This window comes from Dermacoccus sp. CCH2-D9, assembly GCF_001556795.1.
GTDB classification, from domain to species: Bacteria; Actinomycetota; Actinomycetes; order Actinomycetales; family Dermatophilaceae; genus Dermacoccus; species Dermacoccus nishinomiyaensis.
Window position 1 is genome coordinate 51,382 of the sequence record NZ_LSJT01000047.1, and the last position, 22,662, is coordinate 74,043.

Genomic DNA, 22,662 nt, shown 5'->3' on the forward strand with positions numbered 1-22,662 from the left:
ATTGACGCAAGGTGTCGTTCGGATGCGAACGGGTGGGCCGGGTTGGAGTGTGCTGCTGCGTTCCGAGGGCGCGCAGGACACGATCTCCGGGTTTCAGATGCGCCCCGTCGCGAGTGCCGCGTACATGAGGGCCGCGACGGTCTCGCCGTCGCTGATGGTGCTGTCACGGACGAGGCTCATCGCCTCGTCCCATGGTACGAAGCGGACGGCGTCGATGCCCTCGGCAGCTTGCTCGGCTTCCACGTCGACGGTGGCGCTCGCGATGTCGGCTGCGTCGGCCACGGTGCCGTCACCCAGGGCACCGACGCTGCCGGGCGGCTCGACGTCCGCGCGGCCGCCGATCGTCAGACCCGTTGCGAGATAGACGAACTCGGGTGCATCGCACACGCCGTTGAGCGCGTTCATCCGCCCGATCTCGTGCCACTCGGATGCCACGAAACCGGTCTCCTCGAGCAGCTCGCGGCGTGCTGCGTCGAGCGGGTCGTCGCCGTCGCACCCGCCTGCCGGGACCTCCAGCGACATGCCGCGCGTCGCGTAGCGATACAGCGACACCATGAGCACGGCCCCGTCGTCATCCATCGCGACGACGAACACCGACGGATGCTGCATCGTCACGACGCCGTAGATGCCCTCGCCGCCGTCGGGTCGTAGGACGGCGTCCTCGCGCACGGCGATCCACGGGTTCGAGTAGACCTCGCGGGAGCCCGTCGTCGTCCACCCGCCGTGCGCGTCACTCATGCGGCCGGCGGTGCGTCAATAGCTTCGACCTCGACGTCCTCAGCAGGCTTGCCCGCGACGAACACGAGCGTCTTGTAGCCCCAGAACCGGAACAGTGTCGCGAGCACGAGCCCGACGCCGTTGGCAGAGATGTTGTCCGCGAGCTTGCTCGTCAGGCCGAGGACGTAGTGGCTGAATCCGAGGCAGCCCATGGCGATGAGTCCGCCGACGGCGCTGACGGCGAGGAAGATGAGCACCTCGTGGTGCACCTGCTCGCGCCGTGTGTCCTTGAACGTCCAGTAGCGGTTGCCGAGCCACGCGACGAGGACGCCGAGCGCCGTCGAGACGAGCTTCGCCGTGACGGCCTGGTCGTACATGATGCCGTGCCCATCGGGGCCGGCATAGCGAAGCACGTTGAACCCGCCGGCGTCCGCGACGAAGGCGAGCCCGCCGACGACGACGAAGCTGATGAGCTGCTGACGCGCGGCCAGCAGCCGCTCCATCATGCGGCGGCTCTTCGTCGATCCGGGAGGTGCGTCGGGAATGGTCACTGAGGCTGCTTTCGGCTGACGTCGGGGTCGCTTGATTCTAGGGTGGTGATGACGGGGGCCGCGCTGTCCGCCGGGGCGCCTGGGTCGTGCGCGGCACCTGCGACGATCGCGCCGCGGTCGGCCTCGCGTGCTTCTCGTCGTACCTTCCGATCAGGCGCGCGCCGCCAACCGCGCCGGCAGCGTCGCGTATCCCCGCAGGATGCGCGTGGGCCGACGGGTGGCGCCCGGCAGCAGTTCGACGTCGAAGCGGTCGAAGAACGCGCGCAGCGCGACCTCGCTCTCCATCCGCGACAGGGCCGCGCCGAGGCAGAAGTGGCGCCCGGCCGAGAACGCCAGGTGCTCGCGCGCGTTCTCGCGGTGCACGTCGAACGCGTCGGGGTCGTCGAAGATCTTCGGGTCGCGATTGGCTGCCGCCAGGACGGTGACGACGAGCGTCCCGGCGGCGACGTCGACGTCCGCGACGCGCGTGTCGCACGTCGCCGTGCGCGCCGTCAGCAGCACGGGCGGGTCGAAACGCAGCGTCTCCTCGACGGCGTTGAGCCAGGACGCCTCGCCGCTGCGCAGCGCCGCGAGCTGCTCGGGGTGGCCGACGATGAGCCGGATGGCGTTGCCGAGCAGGTTGACGGTTGTCTCGAAACCGGCGGCGAGGACGAGCCCGGCCACCGACTTGAGCTCCCGGTCGCTGAGACCGACGCCGTCGTCCTGCGCCTGGATGAGCGCGCTGAACAGGCCGTCACCCGGCTGCGCTCGCTTGGCGGCGAGGTGGGTCTCGAGCCACGCGTCGAACTCGTCGAGCGCGCTCTCGGTGCGGCGGAACGTCGCCCAGTCGAGCCCCAGGTCGAGGCTCGAAGCGGCGTGCCCGCCGAGACGCAGCACAGTCTCGTACTCGCTCTCGGGCACCCCCAGGATCTCGGCGATGACGGTGACGGGCAGCTGCTCGCAGTAGCGCGCGACGAGCCGACGTCATGCCCGGCGCGCGCGTCGGCCTCGAGGTCGTCGAGCAGCTCGGTGGCGACCTGCTCGGTGCGTTCGCGCAGGGCCTCGACGGCGCGCGCGGTGAACACGCGGGTGACGAGCTTGCGGTTGCGCGTGTGCGTGGGGCCGTCCGTGGCCAGCAGGGACGGCGGCTCGAGCGGCCCGATCGTCGTGCTCGCCGCCCACGTCAGCGCGCCGCGGACCGCGCGCGAGGTGTCGCCGGGGAAGCCGGTGCGGAAGTCGTTGCTCGTCAGCACCTCGTTGACGGCGTCGTGCTCGCCTGTCAGCGTCGAGAGCTTGCCGCCCACGATGGCTCCGCCACTGCGGATGCGCGCGAGGATCGGCGCGAGCTCCTCCGCCAGCAGGCCCGTCGTCTCGGTGCTCAGCACCCCCTGCGGGTCGCCCTGCGACGCGACGCGCACCAGCGCCCTGCGCGGGATGGCGTGCTGCAGGCTCCAGCGCACGCCGGGTTTGGCGTGCTCGACCAGGCGGCGGGGGATCCGAGTGGTGAGGGTGGACATGGGGCCTCCAACGGCTGTGAACGTGTCTCACGTCACACTACAGATGTAGGGCGGTGACGGAACACCTCGCGGCTGATCGGCGGCGGACGTCGCCCGCTCCGGCTCTGGCACGGCGCATTCGACGCGGCTGTGCCCGCTCGTCGCACGGGTGTTCGTTCGATGTTCACGTCGCGGCGTAGCGGGGCGTGGGGGCCTCTGGAGTACGGTCACGGCATGGCTGACGTCCTGATGCGCACCGTTGATCTGGCTCAGGCTTCGAGGCAGCAGGGTGGCTCTGAGCGCCTCTCCGCCTACCTTGCGCGCCCTGGCGGGGACGGGCCGTGGCCCGGCGTCGTCATGGTGATGGAGATCTTCGGCGTGAACGACGACATGCGTGCGCACGCGGAACGCATGGCGTCGTGGGGGTACGTCGTCATCGTGCCCGATTTGTATTCCGACGCTCGCGCCGCTGTGGCACGTGGCCGGCTTCGGCGGCAGCCGCGACGACGCCGAGCGCGCCTAGCAGCGTATCCACGACTATTTCGACGCCCATCTGCATGTTCCGGCAGCAGCGTCGGCACCTACCGTCAGCTGACTCAGCGGGCATGATCATCCCTTCGACGGGCAGGTGAGAGCGTGACCGTCCAACCGTCAGGTCGCCGCTCGTCAGCGTCGTGCTGGTTCGTCCTCGCCGCACTCGCCGGCGTCATCCATGCCGCGGTGACGCTCTACTGGGCGCTGGGTGAGCGGGGGTTGTTGTGGACGATGGGTGACAGCTTCGTGGCTCAGTTCGCCGACATCATGTGGGTCTTGTACCCGGTGGCGTTGGTCAAGGGCGTGAGTGCGGTCGCTCCGCTCTGGCTGGCGAGGCGGGGCTGGCCGCTGCGTCGTCTGACGCGCCCCGTCTGCTGGGTAGGGAGCGTCGTGCTCGTGGCGTGGGGTGGCGCGAACACGGTGCTCGCCAACGCCGTGTTGCTCGGCGCCGTTCGCCCTGACGGAGGCTTCGACCGTGCCGCGATGATCGGGCACGCCTGGATCTGGGATCCGCTGTTCCTGGTGTGGGGCGCAAGCCTCGCCGCGGGTCTGTGGTCGACGCGCCACAGCGAGGGCCAGCCGGCGGAGTGAAGCGGGCGCATCTGCTCGCGAGGTTCGCCACGCACCCGGCCTCCCCTGAACAGGCGACGACGACGGCGCCGTCGCTGCGTGCTTCCGAGATCACCACGAGTCCGGCCTGCCTGACGCTCGCGGTTGGCACCCCCGGCTGACACACTGACGGCATGAACTTCCGCTCGCTCTATGCTCACGGTTTTGCGCGCGTTGCTGCGGTGACGCATCCCGTCGCGCTCGCTGATCCGACGACGAACGCGGCGCGCGTGCTCGAAGTCGCCCGCGAGCTGCACGACCGGGGCGTCGCAGCGGCGGTGTTCCCTGAACTCGACCTCACCGGTTACAGCATCGACGACCTCGTCTTCCAGGACGTGCTGCTCGACGACGTGCTCGCGGCCATCAAGACGATCGTCGACGGCTCCGAAGGTCTGACGCCGGTGCTCGCCGTCGGCGCGCCGCTGCGCAAGGGCACGCGGCTGTTCAACTGTGCCGTCGTCATCAAGGACGGCGAGGTGCTCGGCGTCGTGCCGAAGAGCCACCTGCCCACCTACAAGGAGTTCTACGAGAAGCGCTGGTATGCACCGGGTCTCGACCAGCGCGGGCAGTACATCGACCTCGGCGACCTGGGCGAGGTGCCGTTCGGGCCCGACCTCATCTTCCGCGCCGTCGACCTGCCCGACCTCGCGATCCACGTCGAGATCTGCGAGGACGTGTGGGTGCCGATCCCGCCGTCGTCCGAGGCCGCCGCGGCCGGCGCGAGCGTCCTCATGAACCTGTCGGGCTCGCCGATCACGATCGGCAAGTCGTCGCAGCGCAGCCTCGTCGTGCAGAGCCAGTCGTTCCGCACCCTCGCCGCGTACGTCTACGCCGCGAGCGGCGAGGGTGAGTCGACGACCGACCTTGCCTGGGACGGGCAGACGATGATCTACGACCAGGGCACGCTGCTCGCCGAATCCGAGCGATTCCCGAGCGGCCCGCGCACGAGCATCGCCGACGTCGACCTGGGCGCCATCCGCCAGGCCCGCATGCGCTTCAACAGCTACGACGACAACCGTCCGGGCATCGGCCCGGCGCGTCCGCTGCGTGAGGTGCCGTTCGAACTCGGCGCCCCGGACGGTGACCGCGGCCTGCTCCGCGAGATCGAGCGCTTCCCGTTCGTCCCCGCCGACGACGCGCAGCTCGCGCAGGACTGCTACGAGGCGTATGAGATTCAGGTCTCGGGCCTCGAGCAGCGCATGCGCTCGATCGGCGCGCCGAAGATCGTCATCGGCGTCTCCGGTGGCCTCGACTCGACGCACGCCCTCATCGTCGCCGCCCGGGCGATGGACCGTGTCGGGCGCCCGCGCACCGACATCCTCGCGTACACGATGCCCGGCTTCGCGACGAGCGATCACACGAAGTCGAACGCGTACAAGCTCGCCGAAGCGCTCGGCGTGACGTTCGAGGAGGTCGACATCCGGCCGATGGCGACGCAGATGCTCAAGGACATGGGCCACCCCGCCGGCAGCGGCGAGCCCGTCTACGACGTGACGTTCGAGAACGTCCAGGCCGGCCTGCGCACCGACTTCCTGTTCCGCATCGCGAATCAGAAGAGTGGCATCGTCCTCGGCACCGGCGATCTGTCCGAACTCGCGCTCGGCTGGTGCACGTACGGCGTCGGCGACCAGATGTCGCACTACGGCGTCAACGCGGGCGTGCCGAAGACGTTGATGCAGCACCTCATCCGCTGGGTCGCCTCGGGTGACGAGTTCTCCGCCGAGGTCGGCGAGACGCTGCTGTCGATCCTCGACACCGAGATCTCGCCCGAGCTCGTGCCGACGAAGGAGGGCGAGAAGCCGCAGTCGACGCAGGACTCCATCGGCCCCTACAACCTGCAGGACTTCACGCTGTACCACGTGCTGACGCACGGTGCGCGCCCGAGCAAGATCGCGTTCCTCGCGATGCACGCCTGGCAGAACGCTGACGAAGGGCGCTGGCCGAGCGGTTTCCCCGACGACGAGCGCCCCGCCTACTCCCTCGCCGAGATCAAGAAGTGGCTCGAGGTGTTCCACAAGCGCTTCTTCAGCCAGCAGTTCAAGCGCTCGGCACTGCCGAACGGGCCGAAGGTGAGCGCCGGCGGCGCACTGTCGCCGCGTGGTGACTGGCGCATGCCGTCCGACGCGTCGTCGCGCGCTTGGCTGGCCGAGCTGGAACGCAACATCCCGAACGAGTGAGGAACGCTCAGCACGATCGGCGCGGCGGGCGGCTGCGCCGATCGCTCGCGTCGAGCGTCAGCCCGTCAGGGCAGCGGTCTGGGTGGAGGGAAGCCAGTAGCCGAGCGTCTTGACGCAGTTCTTCGCGAGACCCGCGGCGCGCAGCTTCTTCGTCAGAGCTCGTGTCGTGACGGTGTCGCACGCACCCCACGCGAAAACGCGCGGGCAATCGGCCGGTACGGCAAGAAGATTCGGTCGATCACCGCGACACGTGCGCCCGAGCGCCGGGTCGCCCAACTGGCTCAGGTCGGCGAGCACCTCGTCGACGGCGTCGAGCAGCGCGCCGCCGTCACGTTCGCGGCGCACCCAGCGCAGCGCGTCGCCGTCGCGCAGTCGCACCGGCAGTGCGCGGTCGTCAGGGTGCGTCCATTCGAGGACGACGGTCGTCGGCGCCGGCGACAGGGCGTCGAGCAGCGAGTTGATCGCGGGCAGTGACGCGGGGTCGCCGACGAGCAGGTGATGGTCGACGTCGTCGCAGCCCGGCAGCGACGGTTCCGAACCGTAGAGGCTTGCTTCGACCTGATCGCCCGGTTGCGCGCCGAGCGCCCACGCCGTCGCGGAACCGTCGTGGATGGCGAACTCGAGCCAGAACGTGTCCGTCGGGACGTCGGGGTCGACGAGCGTGTACGCCCGCTGATGCCCCGCACCCGTGCCGGAGCGATCGGCGAACCACAGCCGCACCCACATCGTCGGATACGGCGCGTGTGTACGCAGAAAACCGTTGCCCGAGAATCGAATCCGCACGAGCCGCGAAGATGGTTGTTCGCGCTCGAGCACGGTGAAGACGAAGTCCTGGGCGCGCAGTTCGCGCAGCACACGGCCCGCCTCGCCGCGCTCGACCCGTAGCAGGGTGCGTGGTGGCGTCATCGCGTCGTGGGGCTGGTCGCTCACGCGTCCCGCCTTCCTTCGGTGGCCCGGCGGTGACTGCCGTGGCCGGTGGTGATGCCGTCCCCGCACCTATCTGAGACGCGACGTGAGCCTCAGTCCGCGCGGTTGACGATCTCGACTTCTCTAAGGTTAGCATTGCCTAACTCGCGGTCCGGCAGGGCCTCGCGAGAACCATCACGTCATGACACGGGTGCCGTCGTGCGCCTGAACGAAAGGTCGTCCGCATGATCAACCGCCGTGGCTTCTTCGCCATCGCCGCCGCCGGTGCCACCAGCGCCCTCGCCGCTTGCAGCACCGGCTCGTCGTCCGACAAGGCCTCGAGCGCCACGTCGGGATCGGCCGGCTCGGCGGGTAGCGGCGCGGGTTTCCCCGTCACGATCAAGCATGCCCTCGGCACGGCGAAGCTCGAGAAGGCCCCGACGAAGGTCGTCACGGCCGGCTGGTCGGACGCCGACATCCTGCTCGCGCTCGGCGTCGTGCCCGTCGCCGCGCCGGCGATCACGTGGGGCGGCAACGCCGCGAAGTCGAGCGACTGGTTCGACGCGAAGCTCAAGGAGGTCGGCGGCAAGGCACCCGAGCGTTACAGCGATGCCGACGGCACGCCCGTCGACAAGGTCGCCCAGTACCAGCCCGACTTCATCTCGGGCACGAACTCGGGCCTCAAGCAGGCTGAGTACGACAAGCTGACGAAGATCGCTCCCACCCTCGCCTACCCGACGTACCCGTACGGCACGTCGTGGCAGGAGTCGACGAAGATGATCGCCGAGGCGCTCGGCAAGAAGGATGAGGGCGAGAAGGTCATCTCCGACACGCAGGCCAAGGTCAAGGCCGCCCTCGACAAGCACCCCGAACTCAAGGGCAAGAGCGTCGCCTGGGTCTACTTCGACGCGGCCAAGCTCAACTCGATCACCGTCTACACACTCAACGACAACCGTCCGCGTGGCCTCGCCGACTTCGGTCTCAAGACGCCGTCGTTCGTCACCAAGGCGAGCCAGGGCGCGAAGACGTTCTCCACGGAACTGTCGGCCGAGAAGGCCTCCGAGCTCGACGCCGACATCGTCGTCTTCGACGCGGTGGACGCGGCGACGACGAAGAAGATCACCTCCGACAAGCTGCTGTCGCAGATCCCCGCGTTCAAGAAGGGCAGCTACCTCGCGCTGACCGACCAGAAGGCGTCCGAGACGATGGCCAGCCCGACGCCGCTGTCGATCCCCGTCGCGATCGACACCTTCCTGCCGAAGCTCGCCGAGGCCGCGAAGAAGGCCTGAGCGTAGGCTCGTTCGAGGGTTCGCCCGGCTGCCACCGCGCGACGGTGTGACGCGCCGGGCGAATCGTCGTTCCACTGGAAAGGGTGACGATGTCGACTCCCGCCGCGCCCCGCGCCGGCACCGACCAGCGTCGCACGCCGCGCATCGACGCCCGCCGCGTGCTCGCAGGCGGCCTGACGCTGCCGCTGCTGCTCGCGTTCGCCGTCTCGCTCACCGTCGGGGCGGGCTCGTTCCACGGCGGTGACGTCTCGGCGCTGCTCGCCTCGCGCGGCGACCGCACCGCCATCGGCATCATCGTGGGCGCTGCCGTCGCGATGGCGGGGACGGCGATGCAGGGCATCACCCGCAACCCGCTGGCCGACCCCGGCATCCTCGGCATCAACGCGGGCTCGGCGCTCGCCGTTGTCATCGGCATCACGTGGTGGGGCGTCTCGAACCTACTCGGGTACGTATTGCTGTCGCTCGTCGGCGCCGCCGTCGCGGCGGTCGCCGTCATGGCTCTCGCGACGTTCGGTGCGCGCGCTCTCGGGCAGGCGTCGCAGTCGGGGCCGCTGACGCTGGCGCTGTCCGGCATGGTGTTCACGGCGGGCACGTCGTCGATCGCGCAGGCCGTGCTCGTCTCCAACGGCAAGTCGCTCGACACCTACCGCTTCTGGCAGGTCGGGTCCGTCGCCGGCCGTGACCTCGGCGATCTCGTGCCGGCTGTGCCGTTCCTGCTCATCGGATTTCTCGTCCTGCTGGCCTCCGGACGCCGCCTCGACGTCCTCGCCATGGGCGATTCCGTCGCCGCCGGCCTCGGCGAGCGTCCTGGCCGGCTGCGGCTCGTCATCGGTGGAGCGGGCGTCCTGCTCGCCGCGGCCGCGACGGGTATCGCCGGGCCCATCGCGTTCGTCGGGCTCGTCGCGCCGCATGTCCTGCGCCCGCTCATCGGCACGTCCTACCGCGTCCTCGTGCCGGCCGCGGGGGTGCTCGGCGCGTGCATCGTCGTGCTGGCCGACACCCTCGGCCGCATCGTCTCCCCGCCCGGTGAGGTGCAGGTCGGCATCATGACGGCCGTCCTCGGCTGCCCGGCACTGCTGTGGGTCGTCGCACGAATGAGGTCGCTGTGAAGCGCGCGACGGCAGCACACGCCACGACGCCCAACACGTTCGACGCCGCGCGCCGCCGACGTCGGGGCGTCATGCTGGTTGCGCTGGTGCTCGTGACGTTCGGCGTCTTTCTGGCCCGGTGCCTGCTCGGTGACTTCACCGTGACGATTCCCGATTTCGTCCGCATCCTTCGCGGCGAGCATGTCGACGTGCCGGCCGCCAACTACATCGTCATGGAGTCGAAGCTGCCGCGCGCGCTCGCGTGCCTGCTCGCGGGCGCCGTGTTCGGGGCGTGCGGTGCGGCGATGCAGTCGCTCGTGCGCAATCCCCTCGCCAGCCCCGACGTCCTCGGCATCTCGCTCGGCTCGAGCACCGCGGCCGTGTTCTGCACGACGATCCTCGGTTGGAGCGGCGCGGGCGTGACGGGCGCCGCCATCGCGGGTGGCCTCGCCGTCTCCGCGGTGATCCTCGGGATGGCACGCGGGCAGACGCCGCGGATGATCCTCGTCGGGATCGCCCTGGCCGCCGCGCTGCAGTCGCTCATCCAGTGGATCCTGCTCGAGTCGAACGCCTACCAGGCGCAGGACGCGATGGCCTGGCTCGCCGGGTCCGTCTCGGCCGTGTCGTGGCCGCAGATCACCCGGCTCGCCGTCGTCGGCGCGCTCGTGCTCGTCGTCCTCGCGGCCCTCGCGCACTGGCTGCGCGTGCTCGAGATGGGGCGCCCGCTCGCCATCGGCCTCGGCGTGCCCGACGGGTTCGTGCGCGCCGTGACGTTCGGCGTCGTCGTCATCGGTGTGGCCGTGACGACGAGTGTCTGCGGGCCGATCTCGTTCGTCGCGCTGCTCGCCGGCCCGATCTCGCGGCGCCTCATGGGCCGCACCGCCATCGTCGCGGCCGCTCTCGTCGGCGCGATCATCACGATCGCGGGTGACTACGTCGGTGCCTACCTCGTTCCCGGTGACAACAAGCTGCCCGTCGGGATCATCACCGGCCTCGCCGGTGCGCCTGTCCTCGCCTGGCTGCTGCTGACCTCGCAGCGCCCGCCCCGCCGTTCGAAAGGCCGTGCCTCGTGACGTCCCTCGCCGCCCATGACCTCGTCCTGCGCTACGGATCCGGGCGTTCCGCAGGCCCCGACATCGTGCGAGGCATCACCTTCGAGGTGCCCGAGAACGCGGTCACCGTGCTGATCGGCGCGAACGGCTGCGGCAAGTCGACGCTGTTCGCGGGCCTGGCGCGGCTGCTCAAGCCCGCGGCCGGCGATGTGCTTCTCGACGGGCGCAGCATCGACGCGACGCCGACGCGCGAGGTCGCCAAGGCCCTCGCGCTGCTGCCGCAACACCCCATTGCGCCGGAGGGGATGACGGTGGCCGAGCTCGTGCGTCAGGGACGCACCCCGCACCAGGGCCTGCTCGGGCGCGGCGGGCCCGACGACGACGCTGCCGTCGCCGCGGCGATGGAGGCGACGGGCGTCAGCGAACTGGCAGAACGCACCGCCGATTCTCTTTCCGGCGGCCAGCGTCAGCGGGTGTGGCTCGCGATGGTGCTCGCGCAGCAGACCGGCATCCTCCTGCTCGACGAGCCGACGAGCTTCCTCGACATCGGCCACGCCGTCGAACTGCTCGACGTCGTCCGCCGCCGCAACCGCGAGCACGGAACGACCGTCGTCATGGTGCTGCACGACCTGTTCCTCGCGGCGCGCTACGCCGACCATCTCGTCGCGATGCAGGACGGTGAGATCGTCGCGGCGGGCGAGCCGACCGACGTGCTGACGGCGCAGCTCGCCGAGCAGCTGTACGGCATCCCGTGCGTCGTGCATCCTGACCCGAATACCGGACGTCCGGTGGTGCTGCCGCGCTAGGCTCGAGCCACCACACGTCGATCGGGAGGGTTTGCCATGTCTCACCAGCGCACCACGAGGCGGATGACGATCAAGGGCGCGATGCTCGCGTCGAGCGCCGTCGCGGCCCTGACGCTCACGGGGTGCTCGATGGGCTCCGACTCCGGTACGTCCGCCGCGAGCAGCGCGACGAGCGCCGCCGCGAGCGCAGCCTCGAATGCGAGCGGTTCGTCGAGTGCGGCGCCGTCGACCGATGTGTCGACGAGCCCTGCGTCCGAGTCGAGTTCGCCGTCGAGCGCATCGAGCTCCGTCGCCGCGTCGAGCGCGGCGCTGCCCGCCGACACGCAGCTGGCGAAGGCGACGGCGAACAAGTTGTCCTTCGCGGTGCCGAAGTCGTGGACCGTCGTCGACGGTGAGCTCGGCACAAGCAGGACGCGGTGAAGAAGCAGCTCGAGCCGATGGCGAAGAAGTCCGGCATGTCGCCCGAGAAGTACGTCGCGCAGATGACGTCGGCCGCAGACGTCCTCGCGATCGACGCCACGGGGGCGCAGAGGTTCAACGACAACATCAACGTCCTCAAGGTGACGCGTCCGAGCCTGGCGGGCAAGGCCCAGCTGGAGAAGGAACTCAACCAGCTCAACGCTGCAAGCGGTGCGAACGGGTCGAACAGTTCCAGCGACATGAAGGTCACCACCGGTGAATACAGCCGCATCACGACGCCGGCCGGCGCCGGAGAGCAGATGGAGTACACGCTGACGACGAAGGGTGTCACCGTGCACGGTGTCTCCATGGTCATCCCGAACGGCAGCGGGTCGTACTCGATGCTGACGGTGAGTGCCTCTGCGGCGGACAAGGCTGCCGAGTACGCGAAGACCGTCGCCGAGACCGCGCAGAAGATGTGACGCACCTCAGTCGGGAGCAGTTCGAGGACGCCGTCGGCGAGGCACTCGACGGCGTACCGCAGCGCTTCCTCGACCGTCTCGACAACGTCGTCTTCCAGGTCGAGGACGAGCCGTCACGCGAGCAGCTCGCCCAGGCCTGCGTCGCGCACGGCGAGGGCGAGCTGCTCGGGTTGTACGTCGGCGTCGCGCTACCGGATCGTGGCGAGGGCTACGGCTGGGGAGCCCTGCCCGACCAGATCTTCCTATTTTCCGGCCCCATCCAGCGGCTGAGCCACAGCCGCGAACAGGTGATCGAACAGATCCGCGTCACGCTCCTGCACGAGATCGGCCACTACTTCGGCCTCGACGACGCCCGCCTCCACGAGCTGGGCTGGGGCTGACCCCTCGCCCCTGCATGCCCCCGCGCCCATCTGCGATTCGCGTCCACGTTCGTCTCGTGGACGACGGCTCCGATGGCGTCCGCAGCCCTCAATCCGACCGCATCGCCCAGGCCCCGAACGTCGACGGGCCGTCGTAGCCCTCGAGGTCGTCGCTGATGTCGACGATGCGCCAGCCGGGCGGCATGCGCGCGCGGTCGCTGACGTCGTCGCGATCGAGGGGCGCGTTGAGCCCCTCACCCGTGGCCTTGAGCAGGGCTTCCTTCCGCGTCCAGATCTGCGTGAAGGCCCGACGTCCGTCATCGTCGCTCGCCGCTGCGTCGATGACGGCCTGCTCGCCGGGATGCAGCATCCGGCTGACGTCGGTGACGGTCGACGCCGCGGCCAGCACCTCCACGTCGATCCCGACGGGGACGTCCGCAGAGGCGAGCGCGGTGATCCACGGCGTCGAGCTCGTCGAGAAGAACCCGTCATGACCGACGGCGCGTGGACGCCCGTGCGGCTTGCCGCACGCCGTGCACGGCTCGCGCCAGTAGCGGATGTCCTCGTGAGGAATGGCCGCGAGGTTGGCCAGCTCATTGCGCAGCTGCGCACGGCGCGTGACGAACTCGCCGCGCGCGGTGTCCGAGCGCACGGCCAGGGCCCGCGCGCGTTCGTCGTCGTCGAGGCTGTCCGGGCCCAGCGTCGCGACGTCGGCCGCGGTGAGGGGCGCCCACGTCGCGCACAGGACGATCGACGGCGTGTGCATGCCGCCACCCTACGGCTCGCTGCGTCGCTCGAGCGGCCATTTTCCGCGGAATTCCGAGGTTGTCGCCGCGCTGCGCTAGCCTCGCGGACGTGATGAAGTTCGAGCCGGACGAGGCCACGTGGGTGCTGACGAGCACGGACGTCGGCCTGGCCGCCGTCGTCGGTGACGGCGCCTTCGGGCGTGGTCTCGACTACGCCATCGGGGGCAAGGTCATCGCGCTCGCGACGGCTGATCGCGGGCGTGTCCTCATGGGCACGGTCACCGGCAACGGTCTCGCGCCGTATCAGTGCCTCGTCACGTACAAGGGTGAGGCCGGCAACGGTGAGCCGTTGTGGGTCTCGCGCTGCACATGTCCTGTCGCGACCGAGTGCAAGCATGCGGTCGCCTCGATCCTCGCCGCTCGTCGCGCGCTGACGTCGGGGGTGCGCGAGGGCAGCGTCAGCCGCACATCGGCCCCGTCCGGCACGCGAAACGCCGCCGAGTCCAACGTCGTTCCCCTCTTCGGCGGTGCCGCGGCGTCCTCGACGAGTTCGTGGCGTGACAAGCTCACGGCGAGCCTCGGTCCGGACGAGTCGCAGCGCGCCGCGGCGCGGTCGGCGAGCCCGTCGAGTGATGCATGGCGCGCGCAAGTCGGCCTGCAGTTCGAGCCGAAGGCTCGGCCGGCGTCGTTGACCGATTCGACGCCCGTGCAGCGGTTCGAGCTCAAACCGACGAAACTCATGCGTACCGGCCGTTGGTCGCGCACCGCGACGTGGCTCGACGCCCGCAGCAGTGCCGGCATCGCCGAGGCCGAGGAGCACCAGAGCGAGGCGCTGCGCCGCTTCATCACGCCCCACAAACCGCGGGTCGGCAACGGCCAGACCGTCTACCTCGACGAACTGGGCCCCGGCGTCTGGCAGGCGCTCGCCGAACTGACCGACGCAGGCGTCACGCTGATGCTCGCCGCGACGCCGGGTGAGGGCGTCACTCTCGCCGAAGCGGCCGAGGTGAGCCTCGGCGTCCACCGACGCGATGGCGGGCTCGTCCTGACGGCCGACGTCGTCGGCGTCGACCTCGAACCCGAGTTCGGTACGGCGACGCTCGTCGGCGATCCGGCCCACGGCGTCGCCATCCTCGACCGCGGCAGCCTCAAGCTCGTGCCGTTCCACGAACCGCCGCACGCCCTGCTCCAACCGCTCCTGCTCGGCGACGTCATCGAGGTGCCCGAAGCCGACGTGCCCGAGTTCGAGGCCGAGTTCCTGCCGCAGATCCGCCGACACACGAGCGTCAGCGATGCGTCGCAGACGCTGACGGACGCCGTCGAACCGCGCCTCTTGCTCGTCGTCGAGCCGGTCACCGTCGGCAAGGCGAAGGTCGAGACGTTCTTCACGTACGGCGAACGTCGCCTCCCCTCGCCGCCGATGGGGCGCGGGCGCCATTTCTCCAGCGAGGCCGCCGTCATCGCCCGCGCGGCGCTGCCGTTGAGCCGTCTGCGGCTGACGCGCGCCGTGCCGGCCTTCGACCTATGGGTCAAGCAGACCGCCGAACTGACCGGTCTGGAGGCCGTGCGTCTTGCCGACGCCATCCCCGAGCTGCGGGCCATCGACGGCGTCGATGTCGTCATGAAGGGCGAGTTGCCCGCCTACGAGGAGGCCGAGGACGATCCGATCGTTCAGGTCGGCGTCAATGAGGCCGGCCTCGCAACCGACTGGCTCGACCTGCAGATCACGATCAGCGTCGACGGCCAGGAGGTGCCGTACCCCAACCTCATCGAGGCGATGAGCAAGGGGCGCGACGTCATGATGCTGCCATCGGGCACGTACTTCCGCCTTGACTCTCCGCAGCTGCTCGACATCGCCCAGGTGCTCGAGGAGGCGCAGCAACTCACCGACAAGAAGAGCGACGGCCTGCAGATCAGCCGCTACGACATCGGGTTGTGGGATCAGCTCGTCGGGCTCGGCATCGTCGAGGCGCAGCGCTCCCAGTGGCAGGCGGCCGTCGAGGGGCTGACGAGGTCGGGGTGGAACCCGGAGAGCGTCGAGCTGCCCCCGTCGTTCCGGGCGACCCTGCGCCCCTACCAACTCGAGGGATACGCCTGGCTCGCCAACCTGTGGGACGCGGGGCTCGGCGGCGTGCTCGCCGACGACATGGGGCTCGGCAAGACGATCCAGACCCTCGCGATGCTCGAACGCGCCCGCGTCGCAGGCGAACTCGACACGACGCCCGCACTCGTCGTCGCACCGACGTCGGTGCTGGGCGTGTGGGCGCGCGAGGCCGCGCAGTTCGCGCCCGAGCTGAAGGTGAAGGTGCTCGCCGAGACGTCGAAGAAGCGCGGCACCGAGGTGGCCGAGGAGATCCAGCGGGACGCTCCGCACGTCGTCGTGACGAGTTACGCCGTCGCACGGCTCGACGCCGACGCGTTCCATGCCTGCGGGTGGCGCGCGCTGATCCTCGACGAGGCGCAGATGGTGAAGAACCACACGTCGCAGACCTTCCAGGCCGTCAAGAAGATCGGCGCGCCGTTCGGGCTCGCGATCTCGGGCACACCGCTGGAGAACTCCGTCATGGACGTGTGGTCGCTGTTCAACCTCGTCGCGCCGGGGTTGTTCCCACGCCCGGAGGAGTTCATCCGTCGCTACCGCAAGCCCATCGAGCAGGGGGAGGGGCACGTCGCCACAGACGCGCTCAAGGGCCTGCAACGGCGCATCGGCCCGCTCATGCTGCGTCGACGCAAGGGCGAGGTCGCGCCCGATCTGCCCGAGAAGCAGGTGCAGCGCGTCGACGTCGCGATGTCGCCGCAGCACGAGCGCGTCTACAAACGGCACCTGCGGCGCGAGCAGCAGCGCCTCATGGGCCTGCTCAAGGACCCGGACGCCAACCGTGTCGAGATCCTGGCCGCGCTCACCCGCCTGCGTCGTCTCGCACTCGACCCGGCCCTCGTCGACGACGAGTTCGCCGGGCGTTCGGTGAGCCGCAAGGTCGAGACGGTCGTGCAGCAACTCGCCGAGATCGCCGCGGAGGGGCATCGCGCCCTCGTGTTCAGTCAGTTCACCGACTTCCTGGCGATCGTGCGCGAGGCCGCAGCCGACGCCGGCGTCTCGACAACGTACCTCGACGGCTCGACGCGCAACCGGCAGCAGGTCGTCGACGAGTTCAAGAGCGGCGAGGCCGACGCGTTCTTCATCTCCCTCAAGGCCGGTGGTACGGGATTGACGCTGACGGAGGCCGACTACGTCATCGTCCTCGACCCGTGGTGGAACCCGGCGGCCGAGGATCAGGCCATCGACCGCGCACATCGCATCGGGCAGACCAAGCACGTCATGGTCTACCGCTACGTCAGCGCGGGCACGATCGAGGAGAAGGTCATGGAGCTGCAGGAGAAGAAGCGCAAGCTCTTCGACGACGTCGTCGACGCCGGTGCCGGCGGCGGTCGTCTCACCTCCGACGACATCGCCGGCCTGCTCGAGGGGTAGGGCGCGAGGTCGTCACGGGTCGCACGGCTTGGGTGGGCCGCACGGGCGGAGCCCCAATATTTCTCTCGATGCAAAGTATCTTGATGTCAAGAGATCTGGTCTTCCGGCCGGCCGGACACCGTGAGGAGCGCACCAGCCATGACCCGCGAATGGGATGCGAAGAGCTACGACGAGTTGCCGCTGCCGCACGTCGGCTGGGGCAGACGCACCATCGAGCGCATGACGCTGCGCGGTGACGAACGGGTGCTCGACGCCGGATGCGGCACCGGCCGCGACGCGGCCGAGTTGCTGTCGCGCCATCCGGGTGTCGACCTCGTCGGCATTGACGGCTCGTCGCAGATGATCGCGCAGGCCCGCGAGCGGGTCGGGTCTGGGGCCGCATTCGCGGTGCGTGACCTCACCGAACCACTTGACGTCTCGGAGCTCGGCGCGCGGCCAGGCCCGTTCGACGCCGTCATGAGCGTCGCGTGCTTTCACTGGATCAGCGATCACGAGACGCTGTTCGCCCACCTCGCCGCGGTGCTGCGCCCGGGTGGCCTGCTGACGAGCGACTCCGGCGGCGAGGGCAACATCGAGAACGTCGAGCGCGCGATCGCGGCCGTCAACGCCGAGGGCTTCGCCCCGAAGGCCTTCGCCTCGCCCGAGGAGACGCGAGAACACTTGGAGCGCAACGGTTTCGACGTCGATCGCGTCGCGCTGCGCCCGAGCCCGATCCGCCTCGACGACCCCGACGTCATGGAGCGCTACCTCGCGACCGTCTGCCTCGGTTCCTACCTCGAGCGCATGAGCGAGCAGGAGGGCTGCGAGTTCACCCGGGCGGTGCGCGAGGCCATGGTCGAGCCGGTGCTCGACTACGTACGTCTCGAGATCGACGCGGTGCGCCGCTGACGCATCCCGCATCCGAAGCGACGAAAGCGCCGCGAACCGGCCGGTGGCTGACCTACCGTGAAACTCATGAAGCTCAGCCGCCGAACAGCCCCCAGCCATGCCGGTCGGTGCGTCCTCGTCACCGGTGGCGCGTCAGGTCTCGGCCTCGAACTCGTCAAGCTCTTCGTGGCCGACGCCGCCCGCGTCGTCGTCGCGGACCTCCACGCCGAGCGCCCGGCGAGCGTGCCGGACGGCGTCGACTACCTGACGCTCGACGTGCGCGACGATGCCGCTTGGGCCGATGCCCTCGCCTGGGTGGAGCAGCACTGGGGGCGCCTCGACATCCTCGTCAACAACGCGGGCATCGCCGTCGGCGGGCGCATCGACACGACGGCGATCGCCGACTGGGAGCGCGCGCTGTCGATCAACCTCATGGGCGTCGTGCGGGGGTGCCGCACGTTCACCCCGATGATGAAGACGCAGCGCAGCGGTCACATCGTCAACACCGCCTCGCTCGCCGGGCTCGTCCACGCGCCGGCGGTGGCGACATACAACGCGACGAAGGCCGCTGTCGTCCCCGTCAGCGAGACGCTGCAGAACGAACTGGCGCCGTTCGGCATCGACGTCAGCGTCATCTGCCCGTCGTTCTTCCGTACGAACCTCGCGCAGTCGTTGGCCGGAGCCGACGCCGAGATGGAGGCCAACGCCGTCGAGCTCATCAACGGCTCGCCTCGTTCGGCGGCCGATGTCGCCCGCACCGCGTTCGCCGGGATCGGCGCGCGCCGACACATCATCCTCACCGACCCGGACGGCCGGGTCGCCTACGGCGCCAAGCGTTTCGTCCGGCCCGTCTATGACGCGGCCATGGCCGGCGCTGCCAAACGTGTGGCGGCGGGCAAGGATCCGCAGCCCGCGGTACTTACCCAGCTCGGGCAGTGGGTGAAACGCCGTGCTGCCTGAGGGGAGGCCGGGGCGGGCACCCGTACTGCCAGTCTGGGGCCGCCAGTTGGCGGTATCCGGCGTCAGCTTCCTGACGTTCCGGCGTTTCCGCCCGTGCCTCCGGGCGCGGCGCCCGGCATCTGCCCGCCGCTCGGCGGTTGCTGGCTCGCATTGCCCGCCGAGCCTCCGGGCGCCTGTCCCTGGGCGCCCCCGCTCGTCCCGCTGCCCTGGCCTGCGGTGCCGGATCCGGACGCACCGGATTCGGACGTGCCAGATCCAGATGCACCGGCAGAACTGGTGGTGCCGCCCGACGTTCCGTTCGTACCGGAGCCCGAGGTGCCCGAGCCGGGCATCTGCATGCCGGGGCCCATCTGACCAGTCGTGCCCTGCTGATTCTGCGACGTGCCACCGGGCCCGCCCATTCCGCCGCCCATGCCGCCCCCCGACGTTCCGGCCGGCATCGCCGCGGCCGCGCCGATCGACACGAGCGACGCCGTGCCCATGGCCAGCGCCGACACGAGCGCCGACTTCTTCGCCGACCATCGCTCGGGTCCCGGCGCCGAAGCGCCTGCCGTGTCGTTGCCGGTCGAAGCGCCAGAGGCAAACGGCGCCTCCTGCTCCGGCCCCCCGCGGTAGTCCGTGCCGGCGTCGCCGTCGGTGCCCGTGTGGGGCAGAGCAGTGCGGCGGACGGGCGGGATGTCGTGCAGTGTCGGGTCGTCGTCGTTCATGCTGTGTGCGTCGGGTCGGGGGTCGTCGTGGTCCATCGTGTCTCCTTCGTGCCTGGCGCCTCGGGGCGCGACGTTGCGGGCGCTCGCCCGTCATCCGCCGTCGACGTTGCGCGCCGGTACTGTGGAGAAGCTGTGCCCGGCGTGTCGTCGGTTCATGAAGCCGCCCGTCGGCCGGCCACTGCACGGCCCCGGGCTGGTCGTCGCACAGCCGGGCCAAAGCCGAGGTGGTGACGCTCGGGGCCATGAACTCCTCGATCTCAGCCGCCGGCTCACACCTCGCGCGGCGCGCACCGCGTCATCGCTCCCGCCGGGCAACCGACATGACGCTCCGTGGCGCGACAAGCCCCGATGCCGGCGATACCCCCGACACTATCGGCACCCGCACCACGGCCTCGAACACCTCCCGCACCTGGCTGACGCGCCTCGTCACCGGCCCGCACGACGACCCGAACTGGGCCCGCCCGGCGCTGTTGGCCCTGCTCGCGGCGACTGCAGTGCTCTACCTGTGGAACCTCACCGCCAGTGGCTGGGCGAACGCCTTCTACTCCGCTGCGGCACAGGCGGGCTCGCAGAACTGGGAGGCGTTCTTCTTCGGCAGTTCCGACGCGGCGAACTCGATCACCGTCGACAAACCACCTGCGTCGCTGTGGGTCATGGCGCTGTCGGTGCGGCTGCTCGGCCTGAGCAGCTTCTCGATCCTCGTACCGCAGGTGCTCATGGGTGTGGCCACCGTCGCCATCCTGCACGCGACGGTGAAGCGTCACTTCGGCGCGGGCGCCGGCCTGCTCGCGGGCCTCGTCATGGCGCTCACCCCGGTCGCCGTCCTCATGTTCCGTTTCAACAACCCGGACGCGTTGCTCGTCCTGCTCATGACGGCGGCCGCCTGGGCCACGATGCGAGCGCTCGAGCGCGGTTCGGTGCGCTGGATGGCGTTGGTCGGCGTGTTGCTCGGTTTCGGGTTCCTGACGAAGACGCTGCAGGTTTTCCTCGTCATCCCCGGTTTCGGGGCGGCGTTCCTGCTGCTCGCTGCGGCGCCACTGCGTCGACGCCTCGTCGGCAGCCTCGTGGCCCTCGTCGCTCTCGTGGCATCCGCCGGGTGGTGGGTCGCGATCGTCGAACTGACCCCGGCGAGCATGCGTCCCTACGTCGGCGGCAGCCAGAGCAATTCCTTCCTCGACCTGACGTTCGGGTACAACGGCTTCGGCCGACTCAGCGGTGAGGAGACGGGCTCGGTCGGCGGCGGCGGGGGCGCTGCCGGCGGGCAGTGGGGTGCGACGGGGCTGACGCGCCTGTTCGACGCCGAGATCGGTGGCCAGATCAGCTGGCTCATCCCGGCCGCGATCATCCTCGGCGTCATGGGTGTCGTGATGCGCGCGCGTGCGCCGCGCACCGACGTCCGTCGGGCCGCCTACGCAGTGTGGGGCGGCTGGCTCCTGGTGACGATGCTGACGTTCTCGTTCATGGCCGGCATCTTCCACGCCTACTACACGGTGGCGTTGGCGCCGGCAGTCGCGGCGCTCGTCGGCATGGGTGGCGCGCAGGCCTGGGAGCGTCGCCGCGAACCGGTCGGCACCCTGACGATGGCGGCCGCGGCCGCCGCGTCGTCGATCTGGGGGTTCGTCCTGCTCTCCCGCACGAGCGCCTACAGCGACGTGCTGCGCGTCGGCGTGCTGACGATCGGAATGACGTGCGCGGCACTCCTCGTCATCGGGCGACGGCTGCACGCGCGAGCCCTGCCCGTGATCGTCGTGGGCGCCGTGGGCGCGGGCCTCGCGGGGCCGACCGCGTACTCGCTCACGACGCTCACCTCCGGGCACACCGGCTCGATCGTCACCGCCGGCCCGGCGTCGGGCGGCATGGGTGGGATGCCGGGTGCGGGCGGCCGTGGCCCCGGTGCTCGCGCCCTGGGTGGTTCGCCAGTAGGCGCGCCCCCGGCCGCTTCCTCGACGACGCGTGGCACAGTGCCCACCGGTGCAGGTGGGCAGGGAGTCGGTGGCGGCGGCATGGGCGGGTTGCTCGATGCCACGACGCCGAGCGCCGCCGTCATCTCTGCCCTGCGGGCCGACGCGCAGCGTTACACCTGGGTGGCCGCGGCGGTGGGTTCGCAGAGCGCGGCCGGACTGCAGCTCGGAACGGGCGAGCCGGTCATGGCGATCGGCGGCTTCAACGGCACCGACCCGAGCCCGACACTCGCCCAGTTCCAGGCCGAGGTGAAGGCAGGCAAGATTCACTACCTGCTGGCCAGTGGTGGAACATCGACGGGCGGTGGGACGAGCTCGGCCCAGACGAGCGATGCGAGCCGCATCCTGGCGTGGGCGGAAGCCACCTACCGCCAGGTGACGATCGGATCGACGGTCTTCTACGACCTGACGCAGCCGCTCGATTGAGGCAGTCAGCCGGCCTCGACAGGGGTGAAACGCATTGGAAATCATCATTCTTCGACGTGTTTCACCTCTAGGGGTGGGGCAACGCGCGGGTGTGCCCCGTACCCTCATGGGGTGATGACTTCCGCCTCCCCCATCCGACTGGCCGTGATCGACGACTACGAGGTCGTCGTCAACGGTCTGGCCAAGATGCTCGAGCGCTACCGCGACCGGGTCGAGGTGGCCGAACTCGACATCGAGGGCCCGATGTCGACGGTCGAGCACCCCGTCGACATCGCGCTCTATGACACGTTCGGGCAGGCGCAGGGCGAGCCCGAGGCGCTGGCGCACCTGCTCAAGGAGCCCCGGGTCGACAAGGTCGTCGTGTACACGTGGAACTTCCAGCCCGACCTGGTGCGCCGCAGTCTCGATGCCGGCGTTCGGGGTTACCTCTCCAAGACGCTGCCCGCGGGCGAACTCGTCTCGGCGCTGGAGCGAGTGCACGCTGGCGAGGTCATCGTCTCGGCCGAGGTGGGCTCCGGCCCCATCGCCGGCGAATGGCCGGGGCGTGAGGAGGGGCTCACGCCGCGTGAAGCCGAGGTGCTCGCACTCATCACCCAGGGTCTGTCGAACAACGACATCGCCGCGCAGACGCACCTGTCGATCAACTCGGTGAAGAGCTACATCCGCACCGGCTATCGCAAGATCGGAGTGACGAGCCGTAGCCAGGCCGTGCTGTGGGGGGTTCGCCACGGCTTCGAGCCCGACCACCGTCGCATCGTCGCGGATCCCACCGTCCAAGATCGCTGAGCGCGCACACGCCAGGGCCGCCCCATCGTCAGGATCGACTGACGGGGGGCGGCCCTGATGTGTCCAAGGGGGTGGCGCAGGTCACCTGACGGTGATTTGGCGTCCACCTGGAGGACGTGTAATGTTTTCCGAGTCGCCGAGGGGCAGACAGCACAGAAACCCCAGTGTTTCCGGGCAGTTTGCCTCACGAGCTCGAACCTCACCGCAGTTTCGACAAGCGCGCCGGCTCCGCCAAGAGCAAGCGCCGAGTTGAAGTCGGGGAGCGAGGGTGGTAAGGTTGACGAGTTGCCCCG

The 22,662-nt window shown here is 69.9% G+C and carries 21 protein-coding genes; 14 read left to right on the forward strand and 7 right to left on the reverse strand.

All coding sequences use genetic code 11. The features are described 5' to 3' along the window. Positions 1-93: 93 nt before the first annotated feature. The 3 genes from AX669_RS04245 to AX669_RS13575 all read right to left on the reverse strand — a co-directional run bounded on the left by AX669_RS04245 (position 94) and on the right by AX669_RS13575 (position 2,168). Entirely contained in the window at positions 94-738 is a 645-nt protein-coding gene (locus tag AX669_RS04245) for an NUDIX domain-containing protein (protein WP_062256844.1), read from the reverse strand. Next, positions 735-1,268 (reverse strand): GtrA family protein, encoded by a 534-nt coding sequence (locus AX669_RS04250; protein WP_006946334.1) that lies wholly within the window; start codon positions 1,266-1,268, stop codon positions 735-737. The genes AX669_RS04245 and AX669_RS04250 overlap by 4 nt, the downstream gene beginning before the upstream one ends. A gap of 150 nt (positions 1,269-1,418) precedes the next feature. Beyond that, positions 1,419-2,168 carry a cytochrome P450 gene (locus AX669_RS13575; protein ID WP_197418851.1) on the reverse strand — a complete coding sequence of 250 codons (750 nt, stop codon included), beginning with the start codon at positions 2,166-2,168 and terminating at the stop codon, positions 1,419-1,421. Positions 2,169-2,977: 809 nt separating this feature from the next. Here AX669_RS13575 and AX669_RS12945 point away from each other — a divergent pair. From AX669_RS12945 to AX669_RS04265, 3 genes are all read left to right on the forward strand, one after another. Then, positions 2,978-3,352, forward strand: a complete 375-nt coding sequence (locus AX669_RS12945) for a dienelactone hydrolase family protein (RefSeq protein ID WP_131941803.1) — start codon at positions 2,978-2,980, stop codon at positions 3,350-3,352. A 27-nt stretch (positions 3,353-3,379) separates the two neighbouring features. Continuing rightward, positions 3,380-3,868 (forward strand): DUF3995 domain-containing protein, encoded by a 489-nt coding sequence (locus tag AX669_RS04260; protein ID WP_062256846.1) that lies wholly within the window; start codon positions 3,380-3,382, stop codon positions 3,866-3,868. A gap of 152 nt (positions 3,869-4,020) precedes the next feature. Beyond that, on the forward strand, positions 4,021-6,063 hold the full coding sequence (locus AX669_RS04265; protein ID WP_062256848.1) for an NAD(+) synthase: 2,043 nt from the start codon (positions 4,021-4,023) through the stop codon (positions 6,061-6,063). Positions 6,064-6,120: 57 nt separating this feature from the next. Here the strand turns inward: AX669_RS04265 and AX669_RS04270 are convergent, their stop codons facing one another. Beyond that, positions 6,121-6,993 (reverse strand): siderophore-interacting protein, encoded by an 873-nt coding sequence (locus AX669_RS04270; RefSeq protein ID WP_006946324.1) that lies wholly within the window; start codon positions 6,991-6,993, stop codon positions 6,121-6,123. 221 nt (positions 6,994-7,214) lie between these two features. Between AX669_RS04270 and AX669_RS04275 the strand changes: the two genes are divergently transcribed. The 4 genes from AX669_RS04275 to AX669_RS04290 all read left to right on the forward strand — a co-directional run bounded on the left by AX669_RS04275 (position 7,215) and on the right by AX669_RS04290 (position 11,204). Next, on the forward strand, positions 7,215-8,258 hold the full coding sequence (locus tag AX669_RS04275) for an iron-siderophore ABC transporter substrate-binding protein (protein ID WP_038569724.1): 1,044 nt from the start codon (positions 7,215-7,217) through the stop codon (positions 8,256-8,258). An 89-nt stretch (positions 8,259-8,347) separates the two neighbouring features. Then, on the forward strand, positions 8,348-9,367 hold the full coding sequence (locus tag AX669_RS04280; protein ID WP_062256858.1) for an iron ABC transporter permease: 1,020 nt from the start codon (positions 8,348-8,350) through the stop codon (positions 9,365-9,367). Next, positions 9,364-10,419 carry an iron chelate uptake ABC transporter family permease subunit gene (locus AX669_RS04285; protein ID WP_006946330.1) on the forward strand — a complete coding sequence of 352 codons (1,056 nt, stop codon included), beginning with the start codon at positions 9,364-9,366 and terminating at the stop codon, positions 10,417-10,419. Before AX669_RS04280 ends, AX669_RS04285 begins: the two co-directional genes overlap by 4 nt. Next, positions 10,416-11,204: an ABC transporter ATP-binding protein gene (locus tag AX669_RS04290; RefSeq protein ID WP_006946336.1), complete on the forward strand. Its 789-nt coding sequence runs from the start codon at positions 10,416-10,418 to the stop codon at positions 11,202-11,204. The genes AX669_RS04285 and AX669_RS04290 overlap by 4 nt, the downstream gene beginning before the upstream one ends. A 41-nt stretch (positions 11,205-11,245) precedes the next feature. Here the strand turns inward: AX669_RS04290 and AX669_RS04295 are convergent, their stop codons facing one another. Then, complete coding sequence (locus tag AX669_RS04295) at positions 11,246-11,608, reverse strand: hypothetical protein (RefSeq protein ID WP_062256850.1); 363 nt, start codon at positions 11,606-11,608, stop codon at positions 11,246-11,248. Between the two features lie 12 nt (positions 11,609-11,620). Between AX669_RS04295 and AX669_RS04300 the strand changes: the two genes are divergently transcribed. Then, positions 11,621-12,085 carry a hypothetical protein gene (locus AX669_RS04300; protein WP_062256852.1) on the forward strand — a complete coding sequence of 155 codons (465 nt, stop codon included), beginning with the start codon at positions 11,621-11,623 and terminating at the stop codon, positions 12,083-12,085. After that, positions 12,082-12,465: a metallopeptidase family protein gene (locus tag AX669_RS04305; RefSeq protein ID WP_006946306.1), complete on the forward strand. Its 384-nt coding sequence runs from the start codon at positions 12,082-12,084 to the stop codon at positions 12,463-12,465. The genes AX669_RS04300 and AX669_RS04305 overlap by 4 nt, the downstream gene beginning before the upstream one ends. Positions 12,466-12,553: 88 nt before the next feature. Here the strand turns inward: AX669_RS04305 and AX669_RS04310 are convergent, their stop codons facing one another. Then, positions 12,554-13,210, reverse strand: a complete 657-nt coding sequence (locus AX669_RS04310) for a 4'-phosphopantetheinyl transferase superfamily protein (RefSeq protein WP_006946313.1) — start codon at positions 13,208-13,210, stop codon at positions 12,554-12,556. Positions 13,211-13,302: 92 nt separating this feature from the next. Between AX669_RS04310 and AX669_RS04315 the strand changes: the two genes are divergently transcribed. The 3 genes from AX669_RS04315 to AX669_RS04325 all read left to right on the forward strand — a co-directional run bounded on the left by AX669_RS04315 (position 13,303) and on the right by AX669_RS04325 (position 18,489). Further along, positions 13,303-16,662 carry a DEAD/DEAH box helicase gene (locus AX669_RS04315; protein ID WP_062256853.1) on the forward strand — a complete coding sequence of 1,120 codons (3,360 nt, stop codon included), beginning with the start codon at positions 13,303-13,305 and terminating at the stop codon, positions 16,660-16,662. Between the two features lie 138 nt (positions 16,663-16,800). Then, on the forward strand, positions 16,801-17,550 hold the full coding sequence (locus AX669_RS04320) for a trans-aconitate 2-methyltransferase (RefSeq protein ID WP_062256854.1): 750 nt from the start codon (positions 16,801-16,803) through the stop codon (positions 17,548-17,550). A 66-nt stretch (positions 17,551-17,616) separates the two neighbouring features. After that, positions 17,617-18,489 carry an SDR family NAD(P)-dependent oxidoreductase gene (locus AX669_RS04325; protein ID WP_062256860.1) on the forward strand — a complete coding sequence of 291 codons (873 nt, stop codon included), beginning with the start codon at positions 17,617-17,619 and terminating at the stop codon, positions 18,487-18,489. Between the two features lie 62 nt (positions 18,490-18,551). Here the strand turns inward: AX669_RS04325 and AX669_RS04330 are convergent, their stop codons facing one another. Next, entirely contained in the window at positions 18,552-19,232 is a 681-nt protein-coding gene (locus AX669_RS04330) for a hypothetical protein (RefSeq protein ID WP_062256855.1), read from the reverse strand. Between the two features lie 206 nt (positions 19,233-19,438). Between AX669_RS04330 and AX669_RS04335 the strand changes: the two genes are divergently transcribed. Together AX669_RS04335 and AX669_RS04340 are read left to right on the forward strand one after the other, a co-directional pair. Continuing rightward, positions 19,439-21,583, forward strand: coding sequence for a glycosyltransferase family 39 protein (locus AX669_RS04335; RefSeq protein ID WP_231729401.1), 2,145 nt, complete (start codon positions 19,439-19,441; stop codon positions 21,581-21,583). Between the two features lie 114 nt (positions 21,584-21,697). Continuing rightward, positions 21,698-22,369, forward strand: a complete 672-nt coding sequence (locus AX669_RS04340; RefSeq protein WP_038569711.1) for a response regulator transcription factor — start codon at positions 21,698-21,700, stop codon at positions 22,367-22,369. Positions 22,370-22,662: the final 293 nt, after the last annotated feature.